This is a genomic window from Alkalicoccobacillus plakortidis, from assembly GCF_023703085.1.
GTDB classification, from domain to species: Bacteria; Bacillota; Bacilli; order Bacillales; family Bacillaceae_D; genus Alkalicoccobacillus; species Alkalicoccobacillus plakortidis.
In genome coordinates this window covers 321,854-345,968 of record NZ_JAMQJY010000003.1, presented here as the reverse complement: position 1 = coordinate 345,968, position 24,115 = coordinate 321,854, and the positions used below count along the sequence as shown (strand labels likewise).

Genomic DNA, 24,115 nt, shown 5'->3' with positions numbered 1-24,115 from the left:
AGTAGTCCTGACTACTTCGCTCCTACGTGTACATCTTTTAAGTATAGATTGCTTTAATTCTCTAACGCTTCGATAATCAAGTTTTGAACTCTACTATTCGTTAAAAGCGCAAGGTGTGTTACGCCGGTTACATGGATATTGTTGGCACCGGTTATACGTGACAGACTATTTGAGACAATTAAGTCTGAGCTGCTATAGATAGAAGTGAAATCAACCCCGGCAGGAACAGAGCTAGCACCCAAGCGGTTGGCACCTCCTAAGGTAATAACCTTATCAACGTTATCTACGCCATCGAGCTGAGTAAGATAGCGAAGGGTGTTCGATCCTCCCATGCTATGCGCAATAATATTTACTTCGTCAACTTCGTAGTTACTAAGGACATCGTCAATAAAGTCTCTCAATTGACGAGAGTTTCGTAAATTATTGCCGGATCGACTGCAAAGTCAATGGCATGTAGATCAGAACGGTCATAGCCCTCACCTCGTAGCTTCCTTTCAATACTACTAAAATTATAGCCAGCTCCTCCTATACCATGAACGAGAACAATCGGTTTTTCGAGGTCAATGCTAGCTGCTTCTTGAGCACTTGCTTCAGGACTGAAAGGTGCACTCCATGATAGAGCCAATACTAGTACTGCTAGAAAAGATAGACGAACAAATTTCATAAAAACCCTCCTTGAGTAATAAATTCCGCTTTAAGTCTAGCATTTTAATAAAGGGTTTTCTGTATCTGTTAGGTTATCCCAATAAATCCCCTTCAAAGTGATGAAATCTATGGTCGGACTTAAGACTCATAAGAAGTGAAAATGGATAAAAAGAATTGACCAGATAAAAGAAAGCGCTTACAATTTTAAGGTGAGGATTTAAACTTATAAGGAGCTGAGTTAATGAAGGGTATGTCCAAAACGGTTCTATCTCTGCTGGTCTTCTTCTTGTTTTTTAGTCATGTGCAAATAAGTCTTGCAAAAAGTGTTGATTCCTCGGAATTAGTTTGGGAGTCAATCACTTTTGGTCAATCAACAGATCTTGATTTTGCAGCGAATACGCTACCAGAGAAGGTAGGGGTGAATTACGCAGACCCGGAAAATCCCGGAACAATTGATGGAGACATTTTTATGGAAAGTCGTGGAGGGAAATTAGCACCAGGGCATGATGGACTTACTTTTTATTATACAACCTTAGATCCAAATACAGATAATTTTGTTCTTGAGGCAGATCTTACCTTTCATCAGCTAGGACCTGAGACTGGAGCGAGTCCAAGTGGGCAAGAAGGTGCTGGCATTATGGTTAGGGATGTTAATGGTAGCCCTCGCCAGGATCCAATGATTCCAGGATTTGAAGAAGTGACAGCGGCTTCGAACTTAGCGGCTGTTGGCTTAATGCGAGGAGGTATTAGTGCACTGGCAAGAAAAGGTGTGGTTGAGCCATGGGGAAATCCAGGCAGTACGTGGATAAACAATGTCATTCCAGGTGTTCCTCAATTACCGATGGACACACCAGTCAGGTTAAAGCTTGAGCGCACAGATACTGAATTTGTGATGAGTGCGACGTTTATGCATATAGATGGTTCTCCTATTTTTGAACGAAAGATTGCCGGAGCCGATTTGGTTCAAGAGATGGATCCAGATGCTATGCAAGTAGGTTTTTATGCGGCTAGAAATGCGGAGATGACGGTCAGCAACGCGAGTATTTCATTAAGTGAAGCGAGTACAGTGCCATCTCCTGAAGAGCCAGTGCAAGAGCCAGATCCAAGCGTTCCATATCGTTTCAGCAGCAGAAACGGGATCAGATTCATATGAATTAAAAGCATTAGCAAATTACAATGGAAACATTTCGGTGTGGAAAGATGGAGAAGAGGTAGTGATAGAGGCGGAGGTTACTGCAAACGGCGTGTTCTCCTATCCGTCAAAGCTTAAGAAGGATCAGACTTCCTTTGAATTAGAGTACACGCCAAGCGGAGCACCTTCTGATCAGCCAATTAAACAGGAAGTAACAGTAACAAAACGAATTTTTAAAGGTGGACAAGGTCTCTTTGTCTCTCCGAAGGGATCAAAGGATGCGAGTGGGAAAAAGAATGATCCACTAGATTTGGAAACAGCGATTAAGTATGTGAATCCTGGTGAGTCCATTTTTATGCGAGAGGGCACGTACACAAAGGCCATTAACATCAGCAAACCTTATAGCGGAAAAGAAGGGAAATTAAAATCACTCGTACCCTATAAAGGAGAAGCCGTGGTTTTTGATGGCAATAATCAAGCTGGAAATTTAATTAGTTTAAATGCTGATTATTGGCATATCGCCGGATTTGAACTGACAAAATCAACGGGCAATGGGATGAGGGTAAATGGCAGCCATAACCTAATAGAATTGATGACTTTTAGCTATAATCAGAGCACAGGTTTTCAAATCACGGGAAGTGGTACGGATCCAGAGCAGTGGCCGAAGCACAATTATATCTTAAATAGCGTGGCTCATGATAATCGTGATCTCTCAGATATTAATGCAGATGGATTTGCGGCTAAGCTTGGAGTAGGAGAAGGCAATGTGTTCCAAGGCAATATTGCTCACAATAACATTGATGATGGCTTGGGATTTATATAACCGCACAAATGAAGGAGCCAATAAACCAATCACAATGGACGGAAACATCTCCTATTCTAATGGCAAGCTAAGTGATGGGTACAATGAAGAAGGCACGTCGGGTAGCGGATTTAAGGTCGGAGGAGAAGGCCTTCCTGTTGCCCATATCTTAAAAAACAATCTAGCCTTTGATAATAATATGGATGGCTTCACCGACAATTTCAACCCAGGAAAAATCATGATGAAGAACAATACCTCATTTGATAACAAGCGATACAATTACATTTTTAGAATCAATCCGTACTTTGAACCTGAAGAGCAGGGTGTATTTACAAACAATCTATCCTTCCACACAGACCCTGAGAATGCTCCGGCAGACTTTGTATCTGGCGCAGTTGATAGAACGAATTTCTTTTTCGACGGCACACAAACCGTGAATAGTGATGGGGCTGTCATTGATAAATCCCACTTTCAAAGCCTAACGCTGCCAGACGCTTATGAAAGAGATAAAAATGGGAACCTCATTTGGGGAGATTTTATGAGGTTGTCTGAGAACAGCTCATTGATTAGTGCGGGTGAAGGAGGAAGCTATGTTGGGGCATTGCCACCAACAAAGATTGCGAAAAACCATACACCGCCTAAGCGACCGGTCACTCCACCTGGACCACCGGTGACACCACCAGGGCATAAGGATAAAGGGAAATAATTGAGTGAGCAGTGCACCTTAGGTAGGGGCACTGCTTTTTTATTTATTTTATAGATTTATTTGATTAATGTTGCGTATTCTTTGCATATCTCTAATTGGAGGTAGACCGAATAGTCGTGCGTACTCACGACTGAATTGAGAAGGACTTTCGTATCCTACTTGGAAGCTTGCGTTAGCGGCATCGATTGTTTGAGAAAGCATAAGTCGTCGTGCCTCTTGTAACCTTAGTTGCTTCTGATATTGAAGGGGAGTTGAACCAGTAACTTGCTTAAAATGATGGTGCAGAGAGGACTCACTCATGTTAGCAATTGAAGCTAATCTTTTTATTCCTATGGGTCGTGTGAATTCCTGCTTAATTTGTTTAATAACATTTACTACACGCTCAGCATGACTGCCAATCATAGCGACCTGTTTCACAGAACGACCTTGATCGCCTTGAAGAATACGGTATAAAATTTCTCGAATAACAGAAGGAGCGAGAACAGAAATATCTTCTGGAGTATCTAATAAATGAACAAGTCTTAAAACAGCATCTAACAAAGAAGAATGTATATTGCTGACAAATAACCCTCTATGAGAATCTGTTTCCTTAATTTTAAGCTGTTCTGATTCCTTGAGTATGTCGAAGATCTGTTTTGATTCGAAATCTAATCTGAGACACAAGTAGGGAAGCTCCTCTGATGCCTCAATGATTTCACCTGATAAGGGTAAATCTACTGATACAACGAGATACTTTGAAGGATCATATTGATAGATTTCCTCCGCCATAATCACGACTTTTGTCCCTTGGGCGACAATGCATAAGGCGGGTTTATGAATTTGATATAAGGGTTCCAGCTTATGAGAAACACGAATGAAGTGTAGGCAAGGTATATCAGTGCTGAAAATACCGTCTTTATCACAGAATTGCTGAATGAATTGAGCTAATTCTTTTTGCTTTTCCATGAATGCGTTGCGTACATGTTCTCCTTTCACGATCTCATCTCCTTTTGGGTACATTTTATGGTTTTTCAGAGGATTAGGCAATGATTGTCTGTTATTTGGCTACCTTATAAACATTTAATTCTGCCATAGTAAATGACAAAGGGGGTGAATACATGCCGAATCAGTTTAGTGATGAAGGGCACTCGTATATTGGTATGTGGGTTACACGTGATGGATATATTCGACATGAACTTCTACCTAATGGACGTTATGATGAGGCACGCGGAAATAAGCTTAGTGCTTATCAAGGTACGTATACGATTACAGAGAACCATATTGACTATGTAGACGATACAGGTTTTACAGCTGATGGGGATTTTCGAAAAGATGTCCTCTATCACGCAGGAATGATTCTTTATCGTGAAGTTAAATAAGAGAAATATGAGGAGGTTATTATGTCTATTCTTGAGGGAAAAGTTATTGCAATTACTGGAGCAAGCAGTGGAATTGGAGAAGCAACGGCACGGCTACTTGCCAATAATGGAGCGCAAGTTGTTTTAGGGGCAAGAAGAACCGAAAACTTAAGAACCATTACATCATCGATCCGTTCAAAAGGGGGGAATGCAGACTATCAAATGCTTGACGTTACTAAAGCAGATCAAATGAACGATTTTATAAACTATACAAAAGAAACATTTGGAAAAGTGGATGTGATTATAAATAATGCATGATGCCCTTATCAAAATTGGAAGCACTTAAAGTAGATGAGTGGAACCGTATGATTGATGTCAATATACGTGGTGTTTTACATGGTATTGCAGCTGGGCTTCCCATTATGAAAGAACAAGGATTTGGTCAATTTATCAATATATCCTCCATTGGTGGATATGAAGTCTCACCTACAGCTGCCGTCTATTGCGCCACAAAATTTGCAGTTCGTGCAATCTCAGAAGGTCTTCGAATGGAAGTTGGCAAGAACATTCGTGTGACAAATATTTCACCAGGCGTTACTGAGTCAGAATTGGCAGAAACAATTTCAGATGAGCAAGCTCGTCAAGTGATGAAAGAATACAGAAGAAATGCCATCCCCTCAAATGCAATTGCGCGTGCAATTGCGTTTGCAATCGAACAACCGGCAGATGTGGATGTTAATGAAATGATTGTTAGACCAACTGCTAGTAATATCTAGAAGCTTTAGTGGGAACAAGACTCATTAGAAAGTTTAATGAGTCTATTTTCATGAGATATCACTCCGCCAATACTGTTCCAAAAGCAATCGTTTGCAAAGTGACCTCGAATTCTCGGTCATCTCTATTAACTAATAATAGTATCTCACTCCCTACTTCTGAATGAGTAACCGCTAGTTCAGCTGCATCATAATTATGTACCACTTCATTATTCACTTTGATGATGTAATCTCCACTTTGAATGATACCGTCTGCTGGAGTGTTTGGAATGATTTTTACTACTTTTACTCTATTATTCTCTGTCCGATTGATTTGACCTAACCAGCTTTTCCAAAATGAATTGCGTATATCAGTGTTTTGTTCCAGCACACCTTTTAAGTTGAGCAAAAACTGATAGGTACCAAAAAGCATGTTTTCCATTTCAGCTAAACCAACATCCCCAGACCAATCCCCGGAATACTCAATATGAACTGTACAACCATCGTCAGCTTGGTGTGATTAGCCAGGTTGTTGGATTTCCCTCTGCATCAATTGTGACTATTTTTTCATTTTTAATTAGGTGAGTGAATGTACCATTGTAGGTGACATTCCAACCGTAGTCTAAATAAATCTCACCACCAATACGCAAATCAATGGTGCAAGCTCTCGTTTCCAAGCGATTACGTTCCTCTGGAATTGTAAGTGCACGCCAGACACGCGCAGCATCGGCTTTAATGAAAATGTCTTTGCTAGCTTTAAACTGTCTACTCATCGTTATCCTCCTCAAGATATTCTTTCAGATTGTGTAATTTTCGATCAAGTATAGATTCAAGCTCAATTTGAATTTTTTGGACCTCAAGCTTGTACATGTCCTCATTCAAACGATAATAACGAAATTTCCCCTCCTTTTTAATAAGCAACAGATTTTCGCTAACTAATAGATCAATGTGCTTTTTGATGGCTGGTTGCGATATAGAAAACGCAGCAACTAGATCGGATTGAGTGCATTCCTTCCTTGCAGTCATTGCGAGAATTTCTCGTCTAGTTGGGTCAGCCAAAACCCGAAATAGGTGTGTCATTCTAGTTGTGTCCTCCTACATATAACCTAATAGTTATATGTAAGATTATACAGGATGAAATTTCAAATTAAAAGGATTAATTAACTATTTTTTTCATTTGTAGAAGGATGTAGTGTGGAAATAGAGAAATATGTAGAGATCGTTATGTGGGAGGAAAACAAATGAAGAAGATTGCTATAGGTGTTTGTCTATTAATGAGCCTTGTTCTTACTGCTTGCTCTAATCCAAAAGAAGAAAAGCAAATAGAAGTATTACCAGAAGGAGCACTCGATGAAGAAAGAGAAGAGAAATTAAGCACTCAACAGATTTTTGCAGGTATTGGTGAAAATGATCAGGGCATGCACTGGGCTACTATCATAAAAACAGAAACACAGGTGGATATCGTGTTCGGTATGAATGTATTAGAAGAGGGTAGTTATATCATTGAAATAACAGGTGATTCGGGAGGCGTTATCTTCGATGGATATAACAGTCATATTTTAAAAGGGGACGTTTCAAATGAAACCCTTTTTGCTACGGATGAAGAAGGACATTTGTTAATAAAATCAACACATCCAAGCAAGAATATTTGAACAAAGCGATCAAATGACCATCCGTATTTTTGAAGAAGATGGTGAGGAAGTCATTTTTGAATTAGTACTTGAAGAAATCTAAGGTTAAGAAAACAAAGGAGTGACTAAAGTTGAGTTCATTTTCAGGAGTTACCTTTCAGATTAGAGTGATGGATTACGATGTGGGATTACCCTGGTATGAAGTTCTTTTGAACCGAAAACCAGACTTTATCCCTCACGAAGATTTTGCAGAATGGGAACTGGTACCAGGAGCATGGTTACAAGTAACAAAAGGGGAGACAGCAGCAGAAGCAGGGCCGTTGCGCATAGGTGTTGAGAACATTGAGGAAGAACGTGAACGATTGATAAGAGAGCTAGAATTTGAGATTCAAGAAGTACAAACAAGAGAAGGGGTACCAGCAGCGTGGTGTACATTTGAAGATCCATTTGGTAATCGGATTGGGTTGTATCAGGAGTTGGAGTGAGTGTGCGGGAACGGGGGATCGGTGCGCGGGAATTAGGAAAATGCGCGGGAACGAGAGGTCGGTGCGCGGGAATTTGAAAAATGCGCGGGAATGAGAGGGTGGTGCGCGGGAATTAGGAAAATGCGCGGAAATGAGAGGCCGATGCGCGGAAAATTGAAATAATGCTCAAAAACGTGAGGTTAGTGCGCAAAAATAGGATGCGGCGCACAACCGCATATCCTACGTCACACACGAACCCAACGCCAAACTCCTACTTCCCCTCATACTCCTCAATCTGCTCTTTAATATGCGGCAGCTCTTCTTCATACATATGCTTCAGCAAGTCTGGAATGTCGAGGGGTTCGACTTTTTCGGCTTCTTGAATAGCTTCTTTTAATTCGTCTTCTGCTTGTTTTGATGCGGCTTCCTCATCTTCGTCTGTCCATAGATTCTTCTCTTCTAAATAGGCACGGAAGCGAATTAGGGGGTCTTTTTTTGCCCATTCTTCGTCTAGTTCGTCTGAACGATACCTTGATGGATCATCCCCTTGTGTGGAATGGCCGCCATAGCGATAGGTTAGGGTTTCGATAAGTGTAGGGCCGTCTCCGTTTACCGCTCGTTCTCTTGCTTCTTTGCAAGCTTGATACACGGCGAGGACGTCCATGCCGTCAACTTGAATGCCATGGATACCTGCTGCGACGGCTTTTTGAGCAATAGATTTGGCGGCAGTTTGTTTCTCGAAAGGGACAGAGATGGCAAAGTGATTGTTCTGTACAACAAATACGCCTGGCACATTATAAGCACCGGCAAAGTTAATGCCTTCATAAAAATCGCCTTGAGAGGAGCCTCCATCTCCTATAAATGCCATTGCCACGTTCTCTGGCTGCTTTCGCTTTAGACCAAGAGCAACACCAGCTGCTTGGATAAAGGCAGCACCAATAATAATTTGAGGAATGGTCATCGGCACATCGTCGGGTATTTTTCCGCCCTCCATATGTCCTTTTGACCAGAGAAACGCTTGATAAAGGGGGAAGCCGTGGAACACAATTTGCGGAATGTCTCGATAGCTTGGAAGAATCCAGTCCTCTTTTTCCAAGGCGAATTGTGAGCCAATCATGGAGGCTTCCTGTCCAGCAGTTGGGGCATAAAAGCCTAACCGTCCTTGCCTGTTTAAATTAATTGCACGTTTCTCCCATGTGCGTGTGTAAACCATTCGCCTCATCATTTCTTTTAATTGGTCATCATTTAAATCAGGCATTACCTCGTCATTAACGACTTTTCCGTTTTTATCAAGGATTTGCAGCATGTCTGGATCAATATCTTGTAGATTATTTAAGATTTCCATCTTTACCAGTCCTCTCTAAATAGGTTCTTGTACGTTGTATAAACGAATCGTTTGATTTCTAAACAAAAAAATCCCCCCAACTCTCATAGCTAGGGGACTTATATCACTGTTCAATTGGTTCTGCATCAATGCCTAATGTTCGATATGGCACGATAATTTTAAAGGCAAGGTCATCTTGCTCAAGGTTGATTCGTTCAACTTCAACTTGGAAGTTACTACGGATATCCATAGCTGTTACCGCTACGTAGATCTCCTCATCCTCAGGGTTGACGGTCACCCACGGAGGCATAGGCAGATAACGATCGAGATATTCCATGATTTTTTGATTAGGAAGTTCAAGTAAGCCAAGAGAAATCGATTGCTGTCTTAAGACTAAGTCTCCATTGTCCTGAACAATTGGTTCAAAGCGAACGGACAAAGGCAAGGTCGTTGAGAAGACAGGAAGCTCTCCAATTAAATGGATATCCTCATCGATTTCAAGCCGGTAATTGTGATCAGTGCCTGCTAAAAATTGATCGATATAGGCATTTGAAAGATCGTTAATATTTTGTTTGGTTGTTTGCACAATAAATTCTGAGCTTTGTCCATATTCATTATTTTGATCTGGTGGGTACGTTACATTCGATATTGGCCAAAAGATAAAAATGACCAGTGTAAGCACAAACGCAATATTTAATGCGAATAAGCCGATAAACCACTTTTTCCAGTTTGTTTTTTTCTTATCTTGGGCGTCGGTTTTCATAAACTCATCCTTCGTCTTCACTTAAATAATCTAGCACTCTTTGGGCCATTAGCTTGTAGCCTGCATCATTCGGATGGAAACGATCTTCAGCTAATAGACTACCTTCCGTGTCATCGCTAAATAAATCCTCTGTTGGTACGTAGAATATTTGATCATCTTCTTCCGCGAGTTGTTCAGTGGTCTCATTCCAATCTTCTAAGATCACACCAAGCTCTTCAACGTCTCCAAAGTATTGCAGATACGGATTATAGATCCCAAGTAAGTAAATATCCGCATTTGGATTTAGTTCAAAGATTGTATCTGTTATCTCGTTTAACCGTTCTTCATATAAATCACGTTCTTCATAAAAGGGATCTAAATTCAGATCCGTAATATTTTCTCGTAACACTCGCATAATATCATTTGCGCCAATTGTAACGAGCACAATATCGGATTCTTTAATGGAATCCTCAACCTCTGGAAGGCTTAAACGCTCTAGCATTTGCCCTGAACGATTTCCTCTTTTACCAAAGTTATTAACTGTTACAACCTGTTCTGATTGATTAATAGATCGATCGAGAATACCTACATAACCGCCTTCTTCATTAACGGCTCCAATTCCTTGAGTAAGTGAATCTCCAATCGCTGTAATTTTTGTTTCCCTATTTGAAAAGAAATTAATCGTGTTTTGAGCGGCTCTCACAATAAAGTCAGAGAGTGGACCTTGCTGAGGTTCTTCTTCGACCTCATCCTCCGGTACTTCCGGTTCTTCTTCTTCTTCTGAAGGATCTACTTCCTCATTCTCATCCAATTCTTCCGTATCAACAATGGTTACCTCTTGAAAAGATGGTTTTGATTGAGTCGAAGTATTTATATAGATTCCAATTCCAATCGCAAGGATCAAAATCAGCGATAGAATAATTAATTTTTTCTTCATCTTTATCACACCTAGAATTAGTGGTTGCCTACATGTGTAGTCAAATTTCGCATAAAACGGCTTTTGCAGAAGTTTATCATGTTTACACAGAAATGCCTACAAAAGTCCCTAGTTTACTATTGTATATGAGAAGTGGAAGGACAATCAATGGTTTCTGAGATTGATAATAATGGTAGATATGTAGCGTATGTTCATTCTTATTCCTGTAAAGGCAGAGATATCCTAAAATAACTAAGGTTTAAATCCTTAACAGAACGGTAAATGAACCTCAATGAGCAGTTTTTCAGGAGGAGATGCGAACATGAACCAAATGAATGAAAGACTAAACCAAAAAATTGGACTTGGTACAGCACCACTCGGCAACATGTTCCGGGACGTTCCTGAAGATGAAGCGCAAGCGACTATTGAAGCTGCGTGGAATGCTGGCATTCGTTATTATGATACAGCTCCTTTTTACGGGGCAGGACTAGCTGAAATTCGTTTAGGTGAGTTTTTATCTAAACAAAATCGAGATGAATATGTGCTAAGCTCCAAGGTTGGAAGAGTCATTGAAGAGGAAACAGAAGAAAAAGACGGACTCTTTGAATTTGGACGTACGAATAAAGTCATTACGGACTATTCAGCAGCAGCCACACACCGTTCAATCAAACAGAGTCTTGAGCGTTTGAAGACAGATCGATTAGACATGGTATTTGTACACGATCTATCACCTGATTTTCATGGAGATGAATGGATTGCTAAATTTGAAGAAGCTAGAACAGGGGCTTTCCGGGTCCTAACAGAGCTTCAAGAACAAGGTGTTATCAAAGGCTGGGGACTAGGCGTTAACACCACAATCCCAATTGAATTGGCACTCCAGCTAGAGGAGGCACATCCTACCATAAGCTTGCAGGCTACACAGTATACGATCCTAGATCATGAGAATACGCTGCGTCGCATGATGCCAGAGGTAGAACAAAAAGGCATGGATATTATCGTAGGAGCACCATACAGCTCTGGGGCATTACTTGGTGGTGAAAGCTATAACTATGGGGAGGTTCCTCCAGAAATTAAGGCGAAAATTAAGCAGCTTAAGGATGTAGCTGATCGCCATGGAGTAAGTCTCAAAGCAGCTGCCTTGCAGTTCTCAACCGCCCATCCAGCTGTAGCAGCCGTTATCCCAGGCTCAACGAGACCAGAACGAATCCAAGAAGATCTTGATGCTCTGAGTGCCGCAATCCCAGATGCTTTCTGGCAAGAATTGATTGAAAAAGAGCTAATTTCGGCCGTTGCGCCGTTACCGAATACGTAAAAGAAGTGGGCATTTGCGAATGCCCACTTCTTTTATTTGTATCCAGCATTTATCGGATGAAAATCCTGCTTAACTGATGTATCCAACATTTATCGGAAGTAATTCCTGCTTAACCGAAGTATTCAGCTACTATCGGATGTATTTTCTACTTAACCGAAGTATCTAGCCTTTATCAGATGTATTTCCTACCTATATGTATGCATGTATAAAGCTATTGCATTTATAAGAACTTAATTATATAAGAAATCCCCTGATAAGTAAGATAACCGACAAAAGAAGACGTATACTAAGTTAGAACAGAAAATAATAGTAGGAGGCATCCTCATGATCCACAAACTAGGACAAGTCATGTTGTATGTAACAAACCAAGACAAGGCAGTAGAATTCTGGTCGGACATTCTAGGTTTTCGCATTATTGCTGATCAAAAAGAGCATGGCATGAGATGGATTGAATTATCGCCTTCAAAAGCAGCTGACGCTTGGACGAACATTCTCCTCCACAACAAAGAACTGATTGCAAAGATGTCACCAGAATTAAATTTGGGTACACCGTCGCTCATGTTTTTCTCGAACAACCTTTATCAACTGTATACAGATTTAAAAGATAAGGAGATCATAGTTGGAGAGCTTGTTCAGATGGGCACGAATCGAATCTTTAACTTTGCGGATTATGAGGGGAATTATTTTGCTGTGATGGAGAAGAACGACACGGTCTGAATAGAGATCGTGTTTTTTTATTTGAAAGGAAGTAAGACAATAATATAGAAGTATATATTTAGGTCATGTGAAAGAAAGGATATAATTCATGCCAATACTTAAAACTGAAGATGACATCCTACAAGATATTATCAAAACCTGTACGGGGCTTTTTGGTCTAACTATCTTAGATGCTACTCCAATCAATCGTGGATGGTTGAATCTAAAATGGAAGGTGAAGACGAATCAGGGTTTGCTATTAATTAAACAATACAATAAGGAGCGGTTAAAGAAGTATAAGCTGACAGATATAGAACGGGCGCTAAATCAACAAAATCGATTACATAGTGAAGGACTTCCAACTCCAAGGATATGGACTTGTAATGGAGAAATGATTCATAAGTCTAAGTGTGATGAACTGTTTATTGTTATGGAGTTTTGTGAAGGAAGGGTTCTTCATGCTGGTCAGCTTGAGAAATATCATATGTATGAGCTTGGCTTGGTAGCTGGGAAAATGCATAATTTATTGAATGATGGCAGTCTGCCAACTAAGGAAGAACCAATATTTTTGCCTCCTAGTCGAGAGCAAAGACTGCAACACTGGGAGAATTTATTAAAAGGTGTGGGCGATCGTACTCTTTCAGATACATTGATAGCGAAAATTAAAACGCAGTATTTAGCAACAGAACAGATAAAAGAAATTCGTTTTGGTGCTACGGGGTGGTCTCATCGAGATCTTTGGTTTGATAATCTATTATTTGAAGACCAGCAGCTTACGGCCATACTAGATTTTGATCGACTAGGCTATGATTATCCTGATTTAGATGTAGCGAGAGCTGTTATTGCAGGGGCCTTACATAATGACGAGTTTGATCAGAGTTTAGCTTTTGCATTTTTAGAGGGCTATAATCAATTTCGGACATTTGGAACGGAACAATTAATTGCTGCATTAAAAGGCTTATGGTACATGGAAAGCGTGTGGTGGATTGATTATAATATTGAGCAGTTAACTGGACCACCTGCGAGGTTCGTTGAGGAAATGCACTGGCTTGCGAAGAACCCGTTAGTTTTCAACAAAAATTTATATATATAAATATTAAAAAGACCAAGAAACATAACTAGTCTCGGTCTTTTCAATATTGAAATATAATCATCTATTTGAAAACTAGGGGTATAATAATACGTTAAATTATTATGTTATTAATAAGGATATACATAGCCTTTGTAGGTAGCAATCCACCTTACATCAGCGTCAGCATAACTAAATCGGTTCAAACTACCTTTATATTTAAACCCATTAATAGTTGTGTAATAAAAGTATTTTGCTGGCGGAACAGAATAACTCTTGCTCCAATTTTTTGTGGCTGTTACATATTTACTGCTTGATTGAATTTCAATCTGATTGTCAATTTGTGGTGTTGATGAAGCGGAAGCAGTGTTTCCATAAAGTAATATTGTAATGATTGAAAAAAGTGAAACAATTATTAGTTTTGTAAATGGTCCTTTACTATTCATATAAAGCACTCCTTTTATGTGTATAATACCCCTAGTAATTCACAAAAATCAGAAAAAATTATTCGTAATTCTAAATCGGCTATAGGTTATTAGTAGTATGAGGATACCTCCAAAACCTAGAATCAAAATTCCATTTGAAAAATGAATGTTTTCATTAAAAGATAACAATGCAGTTTCACCATTAATGATTTTGTGTATATCGAAATAGGTAAAAGGATTATAGGTTCTTGGTTCAGCATATACACCTAAAAATGAGAGGGTTGCTGTTATGATAGTGCTTAAAGATGGATTACGAATTAATAGATTTATCAAGTAATAAAAGGTATACAGAAAGAATGTTACAAAGATAGTAAGTACTAATGCTTTAATTAGATAGTGATCAAGTGTAATGAATGAGAACGAGTCTTCATATTCGTTCAAGGTTTTTGTATCTAGATTTGGAACTCCATACATTAGTATTGGGTATGATAAGCTTCCTACTCCACCTTGAAATAGACTAAGAAATAAAGGGAAAAGCTGTATAATGATTGTAAACATTGTTGAGAAGAATAGACCGCTTGTATATTTTGAAAAAAATAGACGAACAGGATGTATAGGTAAAACTCTGGTCAGAAGTAATTGTCTGCTTCCTTTAGTCATCTCTGATGAGAGATTACTACCAAATAGGAAACAAGCAACAAGTACTGTGATTGGAATAGATAGATATTGAGTCATTTGATAGATATAAGTAAATCCTTCCGTACCAAATCGCTTTGTCATGGTATTCCATTGCTCAAGTGCGCTTCCTGTAAATTCATCATAGACAGTAGCAAGGAAAAGATCATTAGGATCGTTTTGTAGCATAGGGGTTTGATTGGTGTCTTTTAAAAGTGTTCTTTCTTCAAAATTAGCTCTAATTGTAAAATTTGAAACTGGCTGTTCTTCTATAAAATATTTATTGAACTCTGGTTCGTACATAAGTGTACTTAAGAATTCTAAGTCTCTTTGATAGAGGAAGCTCCAATCTTTTGTTTCATACGCATTTTTAGTGGCTAGATATTCTTTGCTGCTTTCTTCATAATGGTGTATCATCCTATCGGCTTCCTCAACCGCTTCATAGTTTTCATTTTTACTCTCAGTTTCTTTTAAAATTTCAAATTCTTTTGAGTATGTAAGGAGAACACTAGCGTTGTGTTCTAGCTGGTTAACAATTCCGCCAAGCAGGTTTTGCGCAACAATTGAGTTATAAAAATATAGGACTCCAGATAGAATAATAGTTAGGAGAATGGTAAGTAAAAGCATTTTCTTTTTTAGATACTTCTTACATTCGAAGATAAATAGTCTCATATTAGATTCCCCGCTTGTGATTAATCAATAAACTTGTGCTAACTAAAAGCATGGTTCCGAGAAAGAGTACAACCGCTCCCCAAGGAAAATAATGAGGGTTCTCTAGAATAATTGAATCCACTTCAACATAAGTAAAAGGATTCAACAAGGAGTAAGTATTGTTTTTTAATAAGATGTAGTGCCAAAAAAAAGTTGAAACGACTATAATCGTGCTAAGTACTGTGTGACGAATAAAGAGAGTAATTAGTAGTAAGACAGAGGTACCGAAAAGCATTAGACCAAAACTATAGATACCAGCTTGAAGAATGTAATCAGAGATATATATAAAGTCCTCAGAAGTAGTGAAAAGTGGGTACTGGAAAGCGTTGTCGACGTTCTTTCCAAAAAGAGTAGGTAAGCCGTATGACAAACCAAATAGGGTAAGTAACCAGATCACACCGGACAAAATAATACTTACGTACTTATGTAGAAACAATTGATAACGAGGAGCTTGGAGTAGTATACAACCATTTCATGTGATTATCTTCAAATTCCTTCGATAGAAATGGAAGAAAGATAACGAAGAATATTAAAAAACCAAAGGTATTTATAAAAAGTGAGATCATCTGTTTCATAAAAACAGCTTGTTGAATAGAAGCTCGCTCACTTTCCTTAGGAAGGTCACTTATTAGTAATTCTTCGTTTAACTTTATGATTTTCTCCATTTCAATCGTTGTAATCTTAAAATCACCTTGGACATTTTTATAGGTTTCGGCTAAATGATAAACAAGAACTTCAGATTCCAATTCTTGCTTCCAATCATTCTTTCTTATAGAGTCAATTAATATGGAAAGTTCTTGTTGGAGGTTGATACCTATATCAATTCTGTTAGAAACGGCAGGATCATCCGCCTCATTTAAATACTCTCTATCGGCTAGAATATTCGTAGATAATTCTCGGGAAATTTCAGAAAAATGCTCGAGTTTCTCTGATTGAATAAGGTCTTGTTTCATTAAGTTGTGTATAAATAATATACTTATCAATAAGCAAGTCAGTGACAAGATTAAGAATAGAGATTTGGTACGAATGATCTTTTTTATTTCAAATAAAAACAGGTTCATTTTGTAACCTCACGTCGAAAGAAATCATTATACAAATCTTCTGTGCTTGTTGTTTCTTTTTGAATATCTTGGATCATGATACGATATTTGGTTATCAAGCTTATGTATTCATTAAGAGTGTTTTTAGTAGCTCTAAACGTAATACAGCTTTCTGATTCCGAGAATTCATAATGGTTCTCAGTTAGGAGATCTGTTGCTTTTTTTTGATCGGCTACCTGTAAATGATAATAGGTCAGTTCGTGATCCTTCGTATGTACCTCGGTGATTTTTCCGTCTTTTAAAAAGATTATTTGGTTGGTAACACGATCAATTTCAGAAAGGTTATGCGAGGACAGAATAATAGTCGTACCGTCAGCTGCTAATTCTAGCAGCAAACGACGCATTAATATGGCACTTGATGGATCAAGTCCATTTAACGGTTCATCTAACAATAATAAGGTTGGTTTATTTATGATGGATAGAGCTAATAAAAGATGTTGTTTCATTCCTAACGAATAATTACCTACTAATTTGTGAAGGTAGTCGCCCATTCCAACATAATCAACCACTTCTAGTAAACGTTGTTTTGAGAGGTTATGCATATCACATATGAACTTTAAGTGTTCATATCCAGTTAAATAATGGTATAATACCGAATTATCTTGTAAGTAAGACACTTGCTTAAAGACTTTAAAATTAGAATGCTTCATTCCAACAAGTGAAATGGTCCCAGAGTCAAGAGGGATAAGGTTAGTAAGGACATTTAGAAAAGTAGTTTTTCCTACGCCATTAGGTCCTACTAATGCCCAAATACCAGGAGACTCAATATGAAGACTAATATCGTCAAGAACGTTTTGCTTTTTATAACTTTTCGAGAGATTTTTGATAGAAATGACTGACACAGAATCACCACGTATTTGTTTATTTTTAGGAATAAAATCAATTATTTTCTATAGATAATATTACCATAAGAAGAGCGAACATCTATTGGGAAAATTAAATAAATTTGGAATGAAGTATTGCTTTTATATTCAATTTTTTTAAAACAGAATCTATTTGATTTAGGTGATAAATATTGGGGAATTCTTTGGTTAATTATTTCTATTGCGAGGAATTAACAGCTAATATGGTCTAAATGATTGGTTTGCTGAATAAGGGATTGAATATCGGTCGGAGGAACTTCCTTGGTAGAAAGCATGAGTTTATCAAGAGATTTTGTATTCATAGTAAGATAGATTCATCCATTAGCAAGAACGAACCAAAGCAAACAAAGAGCAGACTTCCCTATAGCAATGCTCACCAAGAAAAGCCCCCTCAAAGCAAGAGCGATCCACTGAGCACCAAGAGAATGCACCCAAAAGCAAGAGCGATCCACTGAACAGCAAGAAAAGCCCCCTCAAAGCAAGAGCGATCCACTGAGCACCAAGAGAATGCACCCAAAAGCAAGAGCGATCCACTGAACAGCAAGAAAAGCCCCCTCAAAGCAAGAGCGATCCACTGAGCACCAAGAGAATGCACCCAAAAGCAAGAGCGATCCACTGAACAGCAAGAAAAGCCCCCTCAAAGCAAGAGCGATCCACTGAGCACCAAGAGAATGCACCCAATAGTAAGAGCAATCCACTGAGCTCCAAGAAACGCGCCCTCATAGCAAGACGAATTGAGCTGAATCCAAGACAGGAATGGATTTACCAAGAAGCATCCCTCCTAAGCAAGAAATATACGCACGGACCAAGAGGATCACCCTTCAACTAAGAACCAAGAAGCTCTACGCACACCATCTCCTCCCCAAAAAACCCCCCTCCCGACCAGGAGGGGGGTCAATTCTTTAATGATGATGATTACTCTCGCCTTGTTCCTCAGACGAAGCGCCGCCTGCTTCGTTGAAGGCGTTAATGTCTTCTTCTGAGACGTCACCGATGATGATTGGTTTGGTTGGCATTGAGTGCATGTCGCGGGCTGTGACATGTGCTTGGACGAGGTAGATGCCATCGGATTCAAATTCGTACTTAATTTGATAGAGACCGTCGGATTGAAGTTTTGCTTCTTCTAAAAAGCCATTTTCTCGGTCTTGATCTTCCCATATTTCAATAACAACATCTCTGGCGTCATCAACTGGTTCACCGCCTTGAGTGACTTGAACTGGGATGTCAAGCTGCTCATTTGCAGGAGATGATTCTGGTAGGTCGATGCTGACTTCAATGATGCTTGGTATGGATGTGTCAGCTCCTTCTTCGTTGTTGTTGCAAGCGCTTAGAAAAAAAGCGGAAGCGAGTATTATGCCAAACGTTTTTATGTTCATTTCAATCATTCCTTTTAACAGGGTTTATTGGGTAGACAACCAGTTGGCTAAGTTTTCAGTGTCGTCATCTGATAACTGAATTGGAGGCATCGCTCCTTGACCATTTATGATGATCTCTTGAATGTCTTCTGGTGTAAAGTCATTATCTATAAGGGATGGGCCACTTAATCCGCTTAGATCACCGCCATGACATTGTATACATGAGGCTGAATAGGTTTCTTGTGCTGCATCAACGTTTATGTCTAAGTCGGTCTCAATGGGTTCTTGATCTGCAATCTCCGGATCAAGTCCTTGCTTGGGAACCACAAGCTGTTAAAAAAAGTAGGAGTAGCATTATGGTAGATACTAAAAGTTTCATGTTATCCAGTCCTTTTTGTTCTGATTTCTTCTTTTGAAGAGAACCATGAAAATTTAGAGAAAATGAATCGATCTAGTAGGTAAATAATGATAATTGATAGTCCGACTAAAGGTAAGATAATCCCAAACCCAAGCATAATAAAGAATACCGCTCTTGTCACCTTTTTATCTTTTGATCCAGGAGGAGCACCGAGCTTTCCGTTTGGTTTGCGTTTTTTCCATAAAATAAATGAACTAACTACAATCCCCATCAAACCTAAACAAGTGATCAGACCAAGTAATTGGTTTGGCCAAGCCAAATAGTCGTCCTTCGTGGAGGGCAATGCCAGCTGAAACTAGCTTTGGAATAAAATCAAAGTCCTGAAAGCTCCTGCTTACTAAAACAGTGCCACTATATTGATCAATATGCTTTGTGGAAAGGTCGAGTCGATTTGTTTCATGAGATATCGTGTAAACACCTGTTGGGCCATCCGGTAAAGATAATGTATAGGGGTAGGCCATGCCTTCCATTTCGGCAATATGGGTTACGTCTTCAATGTTGATAGGTAGATATTCGCTTTCAAATTCAGATTCAGGCATCTCCAAATTTTCGTTCGCCCATGGAATACCATCTGCTGCGTCCTTAGTGAGTGTGATGGATTCCGGACGTTCCTGCCAGGCATAAGAGTGATCAGGGGCAGTCGAAAGCTTTTGGATTTGTTGTCCTAATACGCCTGACCAAGGTAGTCCGGTTGCGATAAGAATTAGAATAAAAATGGATAACCAAAAGGCAGGGACTGCATGCATATCGCGCCAAAAGAGTCTTCCTTTTTTTCGTAGTCTTGGTAGTATCGTTCCCCAGATGGAAGCGCGATTTCGTGGCCACCAGATGTATAGGCCAGTGATAAGTAGAATGATCGCCCAACAGGAAGCGAGTTCAACGATTCGGTTTCCAATCGTGCCGGCAATCCAGAGCTCACTATGTATTTTCTTGAAAATCGTCATAAGTCGATTATCATCAGCTAGCTTTCCTTGTATGTCTCCGGTGTAAGGGTTAACAAAAACCGAGGCAGATTCCCCATCTTCACTGATTAGAAACTCTGTTGTAGCGTCGGGTTCGTCCTTTAATACAAAAGATGAAATCGAGGCATCAGGATAGAATTCTTTTACCTGATCTCTTTGGGCTGAAAAGGAAACTCGATCTTCTGCCACTTGATCCACGACAAAATAATCCTGATATAAAAAGGCTTCAATTTGTGGTTTAAACAAGTAAACACTTCCACTAAATGCTAAAATAAATAAAAATGGTGCTGAAATAATGCCAGCGTAAAAATGCCATTTCCATACGACTTGGTAGATAGAAGCACTAGTTTGTTTTTTCTTTTTCTTAGTTGAATTCATAACGATCCTCCTGATTTCTCGAGCATTTGTCTTAGTGTACAAAGAAGATGTTAAATGCTGTGAAGTTTTGGGGAGATATGAAAAATAGTTGGAAGGGAAGAGATTCGAGATGATTACATATCCTCATATGAAAAAAGGTGCCACAATTGGGGTGACAGCCACTTCGTCTGGGGTACCACTTGAACTCCATCACATTGTAAAAGAAGCTTCGGCTCGGTTGAAAGAGAGAGGCTACCATCTGCAATGTGGTGAAACGGTCTGGACTCAAGTTAAGGCTAGGTCGGCATCGGCTGAGGTGCGGGCAGAAGAATTTAATAGAATGATGACAGATGATCAGGTCGATCTCATTATTCCACCATGGGGCGGGGAGTTATTAATAGAGGTATTAGAGCACCTAGATTTTGAATCGATTCAATCAAAATGGATCTTAGGTTATTCTGATGTGAGTATGCTGCTTTTAGCCGTGACGCTGCAAACTGGAATGGCGACCGCTCATGGAACAAATCTGGTGGATCTAAGAGGAGAAGAGTACGATGCCACTACAGCAATGTGGGAGCAGGTGCTTTCGACCGAAGCGGGTGGAGAGGTTATACAATATTCCTCAGAAAAGTATCAAAAGGAGTGGGACTTTGAGAATCCAAGCCCACATGTTTTTCATTTAAATGAGACAACAGAATGGAAGTCTTCAACAGGTCAGAAAGTTGAAGTGGAAGGACGCTTACTTGGAGGCTGTGTTGATGTGATTCACCATCTAGTCGGTACACCATATGGGGATGTTTCAACCTTTAGAAGACAGTTTGTTGAGGAAGAGCCAGTACTGTGGTTTTTTGAAAACTGTGAGATGACCACAACGGATCTAAAACGAGCACTCATTCAGATGAAGCTTGCGGGATGGTTTGAACATTGTTCAGGGATCTTGTTTGGCAGAAGTGCAGCAAATACACCAGTTGAGGGGTATACAACAGAAGATGTGTACCAGGATCTAACCGAAGAACTAGGTGTGCCGGTTATCTATGAGATTGACTGTGGACATGTTCCGCCGCAGCTAACACTGATTAATGGTGCATATGCGAAAGTAGAGACAGAAGATGGAAAAGGAAAAGTGACACAGTGGTTTAAATAATGAGTACGCTTAACAGGCAGGGGCGCATGTATTCCTGCCTGTTTTTCTATTTATGTCGTTCAAAAAATTTGTCGAAAAGATGTGTCGATCTATCAAACTTTTACTAAACTTCACCCATATTTAACAAAGTAGTATTAGAATATGCTCAATAGATCACAAACTTTTGTGTGGTCCTGTTTGATTGTCAGGAGGAAGAGTAAATGGAGATGGATACGGTATTACTGAGTCGCTTAATTACAGCTATGACGCTTGGATTTCATGTCATTTTTGCGACGATAGGTGTGGGTGTGCCTTTAATGATTTGTATAGCTGAGTTCGTTGGAATCAAGAAGAAGGATAGGCATTATATCCTGGCTAAACGATGGGCGAGAGGGTTTGTGATTACGGTCGCCATTGGTGTGGTAACGGGTACAGCCATTGGTTTGCAGCTATCACTTGTTTGGCCTAACTTTATGCGGGTTGCAGGGAATGTTATTGCTTTGCCTTTATTTATGGAGGTATTTGCTTTTTTCTTTGAAGCCATTTTCTTAGGTATCTATCTATATACATGGGACAGGTTTAAGAACCCAATCATCCACTGGTTGCTCTCTATACCAGTAGTCATTGGTTCGATGTTTTCAGCCATTTTTATTACAACAGTGAATTCTTTTATGAACACACCGGCGGGATTTGTATTAGAAGGCGGAGATCTCTCCGAGGTGAATCCCATTGAGGCGATGTTTAGTCTCGCTACTCCTTCTAAGGTCTTTCACGTGTTAACTTCTTCGTATTTAACCTGTGCCATTTTATTAGCTGCGATTGCTGCTTTTATGATCCTAAAAAAAGGGGCTTCTAGCTATCACAAAAAAGCATTAAATCTTATGCTTGCTGTGGCATTTGTTTTTGGGGCAATTAACTTGTTATCAGGAGATACATCTGCAAAGTTTCTAGCTGAACATCAACCGGAAAAGCTAGCTGCCGCTGAGTGGCATTTTGAAACGGAGAAAAATGCAGATTTGATTCTATTTGGTTGGTTGAATGAAGACAATGAACCGACTGGGGTCATACGTATTCCAGGAGCATTAAGCTTTTTGGCACACAATGATTTTAATAGTGAAGTGATTGGGTTGGATCAGTTTCCTGAAGATGAAACTCCTCCACTATGGGTTCACTATATGTTTGATTTCATGGCTGTGATTGGCATGGTTTTGGTAGCAGTATCATTCTTCTACTTTGTTTTAAAGAAACTTAAGAAATGGAATGAGCTAAGTAAACCGATGCTACTGATGATTGTTAGTACTGGACCACTCGCATTTTTAGCTGTTGAATTTGGTTGGATTTATGCGGAGGTTGGAAGACAGCCGTGGATTATTAGAGGTTATATGACCGTTGCAGAGGGTGCTACCACCTCTCCGTATCTTGGCTTAATGTTCTTCTTATTCTTAGGGTTGTATATTGTTCTTGCAATCGTCTGTTTGACAACATTAACTAAGCTATTCCGACAGAATCCAGTGGAAGCAGAGCTTGAGAGACAGTATCCAGTAAAAGAGGAGCGTGAAAATGATGAGCTATGAGATGATTGGAATTTCCGTACTTTGGATTTTCTTATACGGTTATATCATTGTAGCCTCTGTTGATTTTGGTGCTGGTTTCTTTGCTTATTATGCAAAGCTCACAAAAAAAGATCACATTATGAATCAATTAATATCGAGATACTTATCACCAGTATGGGAAGTCACAAATGTCTTTTTTGTTTTCTTTTTTGTTGGCATTATTGGATTTTTTCCTGACACTGCTTACTACTACGGAACAGCGTTACTGGTGCCAGCGAGTATTTCGATCATTCTCTTGGCTATCCGTGGATCCTTTTATGCGTTTCATAATTATGGGGCAAAGAAAAGTAATATCTACATGTTCCTTTACGGGGCTACAGGGTTATTCATTCCAGCTTCCTTATCCGTAGCATTAACCTTATCTGAGGGTGGATTTATTGTGGAGGAGAACGGTACGGTCTCGCTGCAATTTGCAGAGTTATTCAGTAGCCCACTTTCATGGAGTATTGTAGTACTTGCTATTGTCTCTGTGCTATTTATTAGTGCGGCATTCCTTTCGTTTTATGCGAATCGAGCTCAGGATACGGAATCATTAAAAATAGTGAGAGGATATACGCTATTCTGGGGAACTCCAATGATTGTGTCTGCCTTAACGGCCTTTATTGCGATTAGTCAGCATAACGAACGTCACTTTTCGAATATGATGGATCTTTGGTGGCTGCTTGGGCTCTCAGTCGGATTTTTTATGATTGCGATGTGGTTGATCTATAGAGGCAAGTATTATGGTTTAGCATTTGTGAGTATCATGCTGCAATTTCTAACGGCCTTTTTTGCATATGGGATCGGACACTATCCATATCTACTCTATCCGTATGTAACCATTAGTGATGCTGCAACAAATGAAACGATGGGATTAGCATTAATCATTGCTTTTATTGGTGGATTATTATTGCTTATTCCTTCTCTCATGCTACTGATGAAGTTGTTCTTGTTTGATGCGGATTATGTGAAAGGAAAGAAATAGATTAGCAGGTAGATAGGACTG

General features: G+C 39.4%; 27 protein-coding genes and 2 pseudogenes. 13 read left to right on the top strand and 16 right to left on the bottom strand.

Features of this window, described 5'->3' with window-relative positions; all coding sequences use genetic code 11:
• Positions 1-53 precede the first annotated feature (53 nt).
• A pseudogene (locus NDM98_RS24855) lies at positions 54-664 on the bottom strand (esterase/lipase family protein).
• A gap of 222 nt (positions 665-886) precedes the next feature.
• Between NDM98_RS24855 and NDM98_RS19170 the strand changes: the two are divergent.
• The 3 genes from NDM98_RS19170 to NDM98_RS19160 are packed head-to-tail and all read left to right on the top strand — an operon-like array spanning position 887 to position 3,285.
• Positions 887-1,798, top strand: a complete 912-nt coding sequence (locus tag NDM98_RS19170) for a hypothetical protein (protein WP_251611032.1) — start codon at positions 887-889, stop codon at positions 1,796-1,798.
• Complete coding sequence (locus NDM98_RS24490) at positions 1,698-2,600, top strand: right-handed parallel beta-helix repeat-containing protein (protein WP_506324407.1); 903 nt, start codon at positions 1,698-1,700, stop codon at positions 2,598-2,600. Before NDM98_RS19170 ends, NDM98_RS24490 begins: the two co-directional genes overlap by 101 nt.
• Positions 2,542-3,285, top strand: coding sequence for a right-handed parallel beta-helix repeat-containing protein (locus tag NDM98_RS19160; RefSeq protein ID WP_251611027.1), 744 nt, complete (start codon positions 2,542-2,544; stop codon positions 3,283-3,285). The genes NDM98_RS24490 and NDM98_RS19160 overlap by 59 nt, the downstream gene beginning before the upstream one ends.
• A gap of 48 nt (positions 3,286-3,333) precedes the next feature.
• Here NDM98_RS19160 and NDM98_RS19155 read toward each other — a convergent pair whose 3' ends face one another.
• On the bottom strand, positions 3,334-4,260 hold the full coding sequence (locus tag NDM98_RS19155) for an AraC family transcriptional regulator (RefSeq protein ID WP_308807777.1): 927 nt from the start codon (positions 4,258-4,260) through the stop codon (positions 3,334-3,336).
• Between the two features lie 122 nt (positions 4,261-4,382).
• On the opposite strand from NDM98_RS19155, the gene NDM98_RS19150 reads away from it, so the two are divergent.
• Both NDM98_RS19150 and NDM98_RS19145 read left to right on the top strand, forming a co-directional pair.
• Positions 4,383-4,643, top strand: coding sequence for an Atu4866 domain-containing protein (locus tag NDM98_RS19150; RefSeq protein ID WP_251611025.1), 261 nt, complete (start codon positions 4,383-4,385; stop codon positions 4,641-4,643).
• Between the two features lie 21 nt (positions 4,644-4,664).
• Positions 4,665-5,398: pseudogene (locus NDM98_RS19145) on the top strand (SDR family oxidoreductase).
• A 58-nt stretch (positions 5,399-5,456) separates the two neighbouring features.
• Here the strand turns inward: NDM98_RS19145 and NDM98_RS19140 are convergent.
• From NDM98_RS19140 to NDM98_RS19130, 3 genes are all read right to left on the bottom strand, one after another.
• A complete protein-coding gene (locus NDM98_RS19140) occupies positions 5,457-5,816 on the bottom strand; it encodes a PDZ domain-containing protein (RefSeq protein WP_251611024.1) in 360 nt (119 codons plus the stop codon).
• Between the two features lie 64 nt (positions 5,817-5,880).
• Positions 5,881-6,147, bottom strand: coding sequence for an SRPBCC domain-containing protein (locus tag NDM98_RS19135; protein WP_251611022.1), 267 nt, complete (start codon positions 6,145-6,147; stop codon positions 5,881-5,883).
• Positions 6,140-6,454, bottom strand: a complete 315-nt coding sequence (locus NDM98_RS19130) for an ArsR/SmtB family transcription factor (protein WP_251611020.1) — start codon at positions 6,452-6,454, stop codon at positions 6,140-6,142. The genes NDM98_RS19135 and NDM98_RS19130 overlap by 8 nt, the downstream gene beginning before the upstream one ends.
• Before the next feature lie 161 nt (positions 6,455-6,615).
• Here NDM98_RS19130 and NDM98_RS19125 point away from each other — a divergent pair, with 161 nt between their 5' ends.
• Positions 6,616-7,026, top strand: a complete 411-nt coding sequence (locus NDM98_RS19125; protein WP_251611018.1) for a hypothetical protein — start codon at positions 6,616-6,618, stop codon at positions 7,024-7,026.
• Between the two features lie 110 nt (positions 7,027-7,136).
• Positions 7,137-7,490 carry a VOC family protein gene (locus NDM98_RS19120; RefSeq protein WP_251611016.1) on the top strand — a complete coding sequence of 118 codons (354 nt, stop codon included), beginning with the start codon at positions 7,137-7,139 and terminating at the stop codon, positions 7,488-7,490.
• A gap of 250 nt (positions 7,491-7,740) precedes the next feature.
• Here NDM98_RS19120 and pdhA read toward each other — a convergent pair whose 3' ends face one another.
• From pdhA to NDM98_RS19105, 3 genes are all read right to left on the bottom strand, one after another.
• Positions 7,741-8,814, bottom strand: a complete 1,074-nt coding sequence (gene pdhA, locus NDM98_RS19115) for a pyruvate dehydrogenase (acetyl-transferring) E1 component subunit alpha (protein ID WP_251611014.1) — start codon at positions 8,812-8,814, stop codon at positions 7,741-7,743.
• 103 nt (positions 8,815-8,917) lie between these two features.
• A complete protein-coding gene (locus tag NDM98_RS19110; protein WP_251611012.1) occupies positions 8,918-9,556 on the bottom strand; it encodes a YpmS family protein in 639 nt (212 codons plus the stop codon).
• 4 nt (positions 9,557-9,560) lie between these two features.
• On the bottom strand, positions 9,561-10,472 hold the full coding sequence (locus tag NDM98_RS19105) for an SGNH/GDSL hydrolase family protein (RefSeq protein ID WP_251611011.1): 912 nt from the start codon (positions 10,470-10,472) through the stop codon (positions 9,561-9,563).
• 301 nt (positions 10,473-10,773) lie between these two features.
• On the opposite strand from NDM98_RS19105, the gene NDM98_RS19100 reads away from it, so the two are divergent.
• From NDM98_RS19100 to NDM98_RS19090, 3 genes are all read left to right on the top strand, one after another.
• Entirely contained in the window at positions 10,774-11,763 is a 990-nt protein-coding gene (locus NDM98_RS19100; RefSeq protein WP_251611009.1) for an aldo/keto reductase, read from the top strand.
• A 324-nt stretch (positions 11,764-12,087) separates the two neighbouring features.
• Entirely contained in the window at positions 12,088-12,480 is a 393-nt protein-coding gene (locus NDM98_RS19095; protein WP_251611007.1) for a VOC family protein, read from the top strand.
• A gap of 88 nt (positions 12,481-12,568) precedes the next feature.
• Complete coding sequence (locus NDM98_RS19090) at positions 12,569-13,552, top strand: phosphotransferase (RefSeq protein ID WP_251611005.1); 984 nt, start codon at positions 12,569-12,571, stop codon at positions 13,550-13,552.
• Positions 13,553-13,659: 107 nt separating this feature from the next.
• On the opposite strand, the gene NDM98_RS19085 is transcribed toward NDM98_RS19090, so the two are convergent.
• The 8 genes from NDM98_RS19085 to NDM98_RS19055 form a co-directional block, all read right to left on the bottom strand.
• The gene (locus NDM98_RS19085) at positions 13,660-13,974 is read right to left on the bottom strand and encodes a hypothetical protein (protein ID WP_251611004.1); all 315 of its coding nucleotides are present in this window, start codon (positions 13,972-13,974) and stop codon (positions 13,660-13,662) included.
• Positions 13,975-14,022: 48 nt separating this feature from the next.
• Positions 14,023-15,300 (bottom strand): ABC transporter permease, encoded by a 1,278-nt coding sequence (locus NDM98_RS19080; protein ID WP_251611002.1) that lies wholly within the window; start codon positions 15,298-15,300, stop codon positions 14,023-14,025.
• Between the two features lie 461 nt (positions 15,301-15,761).
• The gene (locus NDM98_RS19075; RefSeq protein WP_251611000.1) at positions 15,762-16,400 is read right to left on the bottom strand and encodes a hypothetical protein; all 639 of its coding nucleotides are present in this window, start codon (positions 16,398-16,400) and stop codon (positions 15,762-15,764) included.
• A complete protein-coding gene (locus tag NDM98_RS19070; protein ID WP_251610998.1) occupies positions 16,397-17,281 on the bottom strand; it encodes an ABC transporter ATP-binding protein in 885 nt (294 codons plus the stop codon). Before NDM98_RS19070 ends, NDM98_RS19075 begins: the two co-directional genes overlap by 4 nt.
• Before the next feature lie 923 nt (positions 17,282-18,204).
• Positions 18,205-18,678: a FixH family protein gene (locus NDM98_RS19065; protein ID WP_251610996.1), complete on the bottom strand. Its 474-nt coding sequence runs from the start codon at positions 18,676-18,678 to the stop codon at positions 18,205-18,207.
• Positions 18,679-18,702: 24 nt separating this feature from the next.
• Positions 18,703-18,984 carry a c-type cytochrome gene (locus tag NDM98_RS24485; RefSeq protein WP_251610995.1) on the bottom strand — a complete coding sequence of 94 codons (282 nt, stop codon included), beginning with the start codon at positions 18,982-18,984 and terminating at the stop codon, positions 18,703-18,705.
• A gap of 53 nt (positions 18,985-19,037) precedes the next feature.
• Positions 19,038-19,334, bottom strand: coding sequence for a hypothetical protein (locus NDM98_RS24305; RefSeq protein ID WP_307728899.1), 297 nt, complete (start codon positions 19,332-19,334; stop codon positions 19,038-19,040).
• Positions 19,270-20,415 (bottom strand): PepSY-associated TM helix domain-containing protein, encoded by a 1,146-nt coding sequence (locus NDM98_RS19055; RefSeq protein ID WP_307728898.1) that lies wholly within the window; start codon positions 20,413-20,415, stop codon positions 19,270-19,272. The genes NDM98_RS24305 and NDM98_RS19055 overlap by 65 nt, the downstream gene beginning before the upstream one ends.
• A 109-nt stretch (positions 20,416-20,524) precedes the next feature.
• On the opposite strand from NDM98_RS19055, the gene NDM98_RS19050 reads away from it, so the two are divergent.
• The 3 genes from NDM98_RS19050 to NDM98_RS19040 all read left to right on the top strand — a co-directional run bounded on the left by NDM98_RS19050 (position 20,525) and on the right by NDM98_RS19040 (position 24,094).
• Complete coding sequence (locus tag NDM98_RS19050) at positions 20,525-21,538, top strand: S66 family peptidase (RefSeq protein ID WP_251610993.1); 1,014 nt, start codon at positions 20,525-20,527, stop codon at positions 21,536-21,538.
• Positions 21,539-21,738: 200 nt separating this feature from the next.
• A complete protein-coding gene (locus tag NDM98_RS19045; RefSeq protein ID WP_251610991.1) occupies positions 21,739-23,091 on the top strand; it encodes a cytochrome ubiquinol oxidase subunit I in 1,353 nt (450 codons plus the stop codon).
• Positions 23,081-24,094, top strand: a complete 1,014-nt coding sequence (locus tag NDM98_RS19040) for a cytochrome d ubiquinol oxidase subunit II (protein WP_251611141.1) — start codon at positions 23,081-23,083, stop codon at positions 24,092-24,094. Before NDM98_RS19045 ends, NDM98_RS19040 begins: the two co-directional genes overlap by 11 nt.
• The last annotated feature ends 21 nt before the right edge of the window (positions 24,095-24,115 follow it).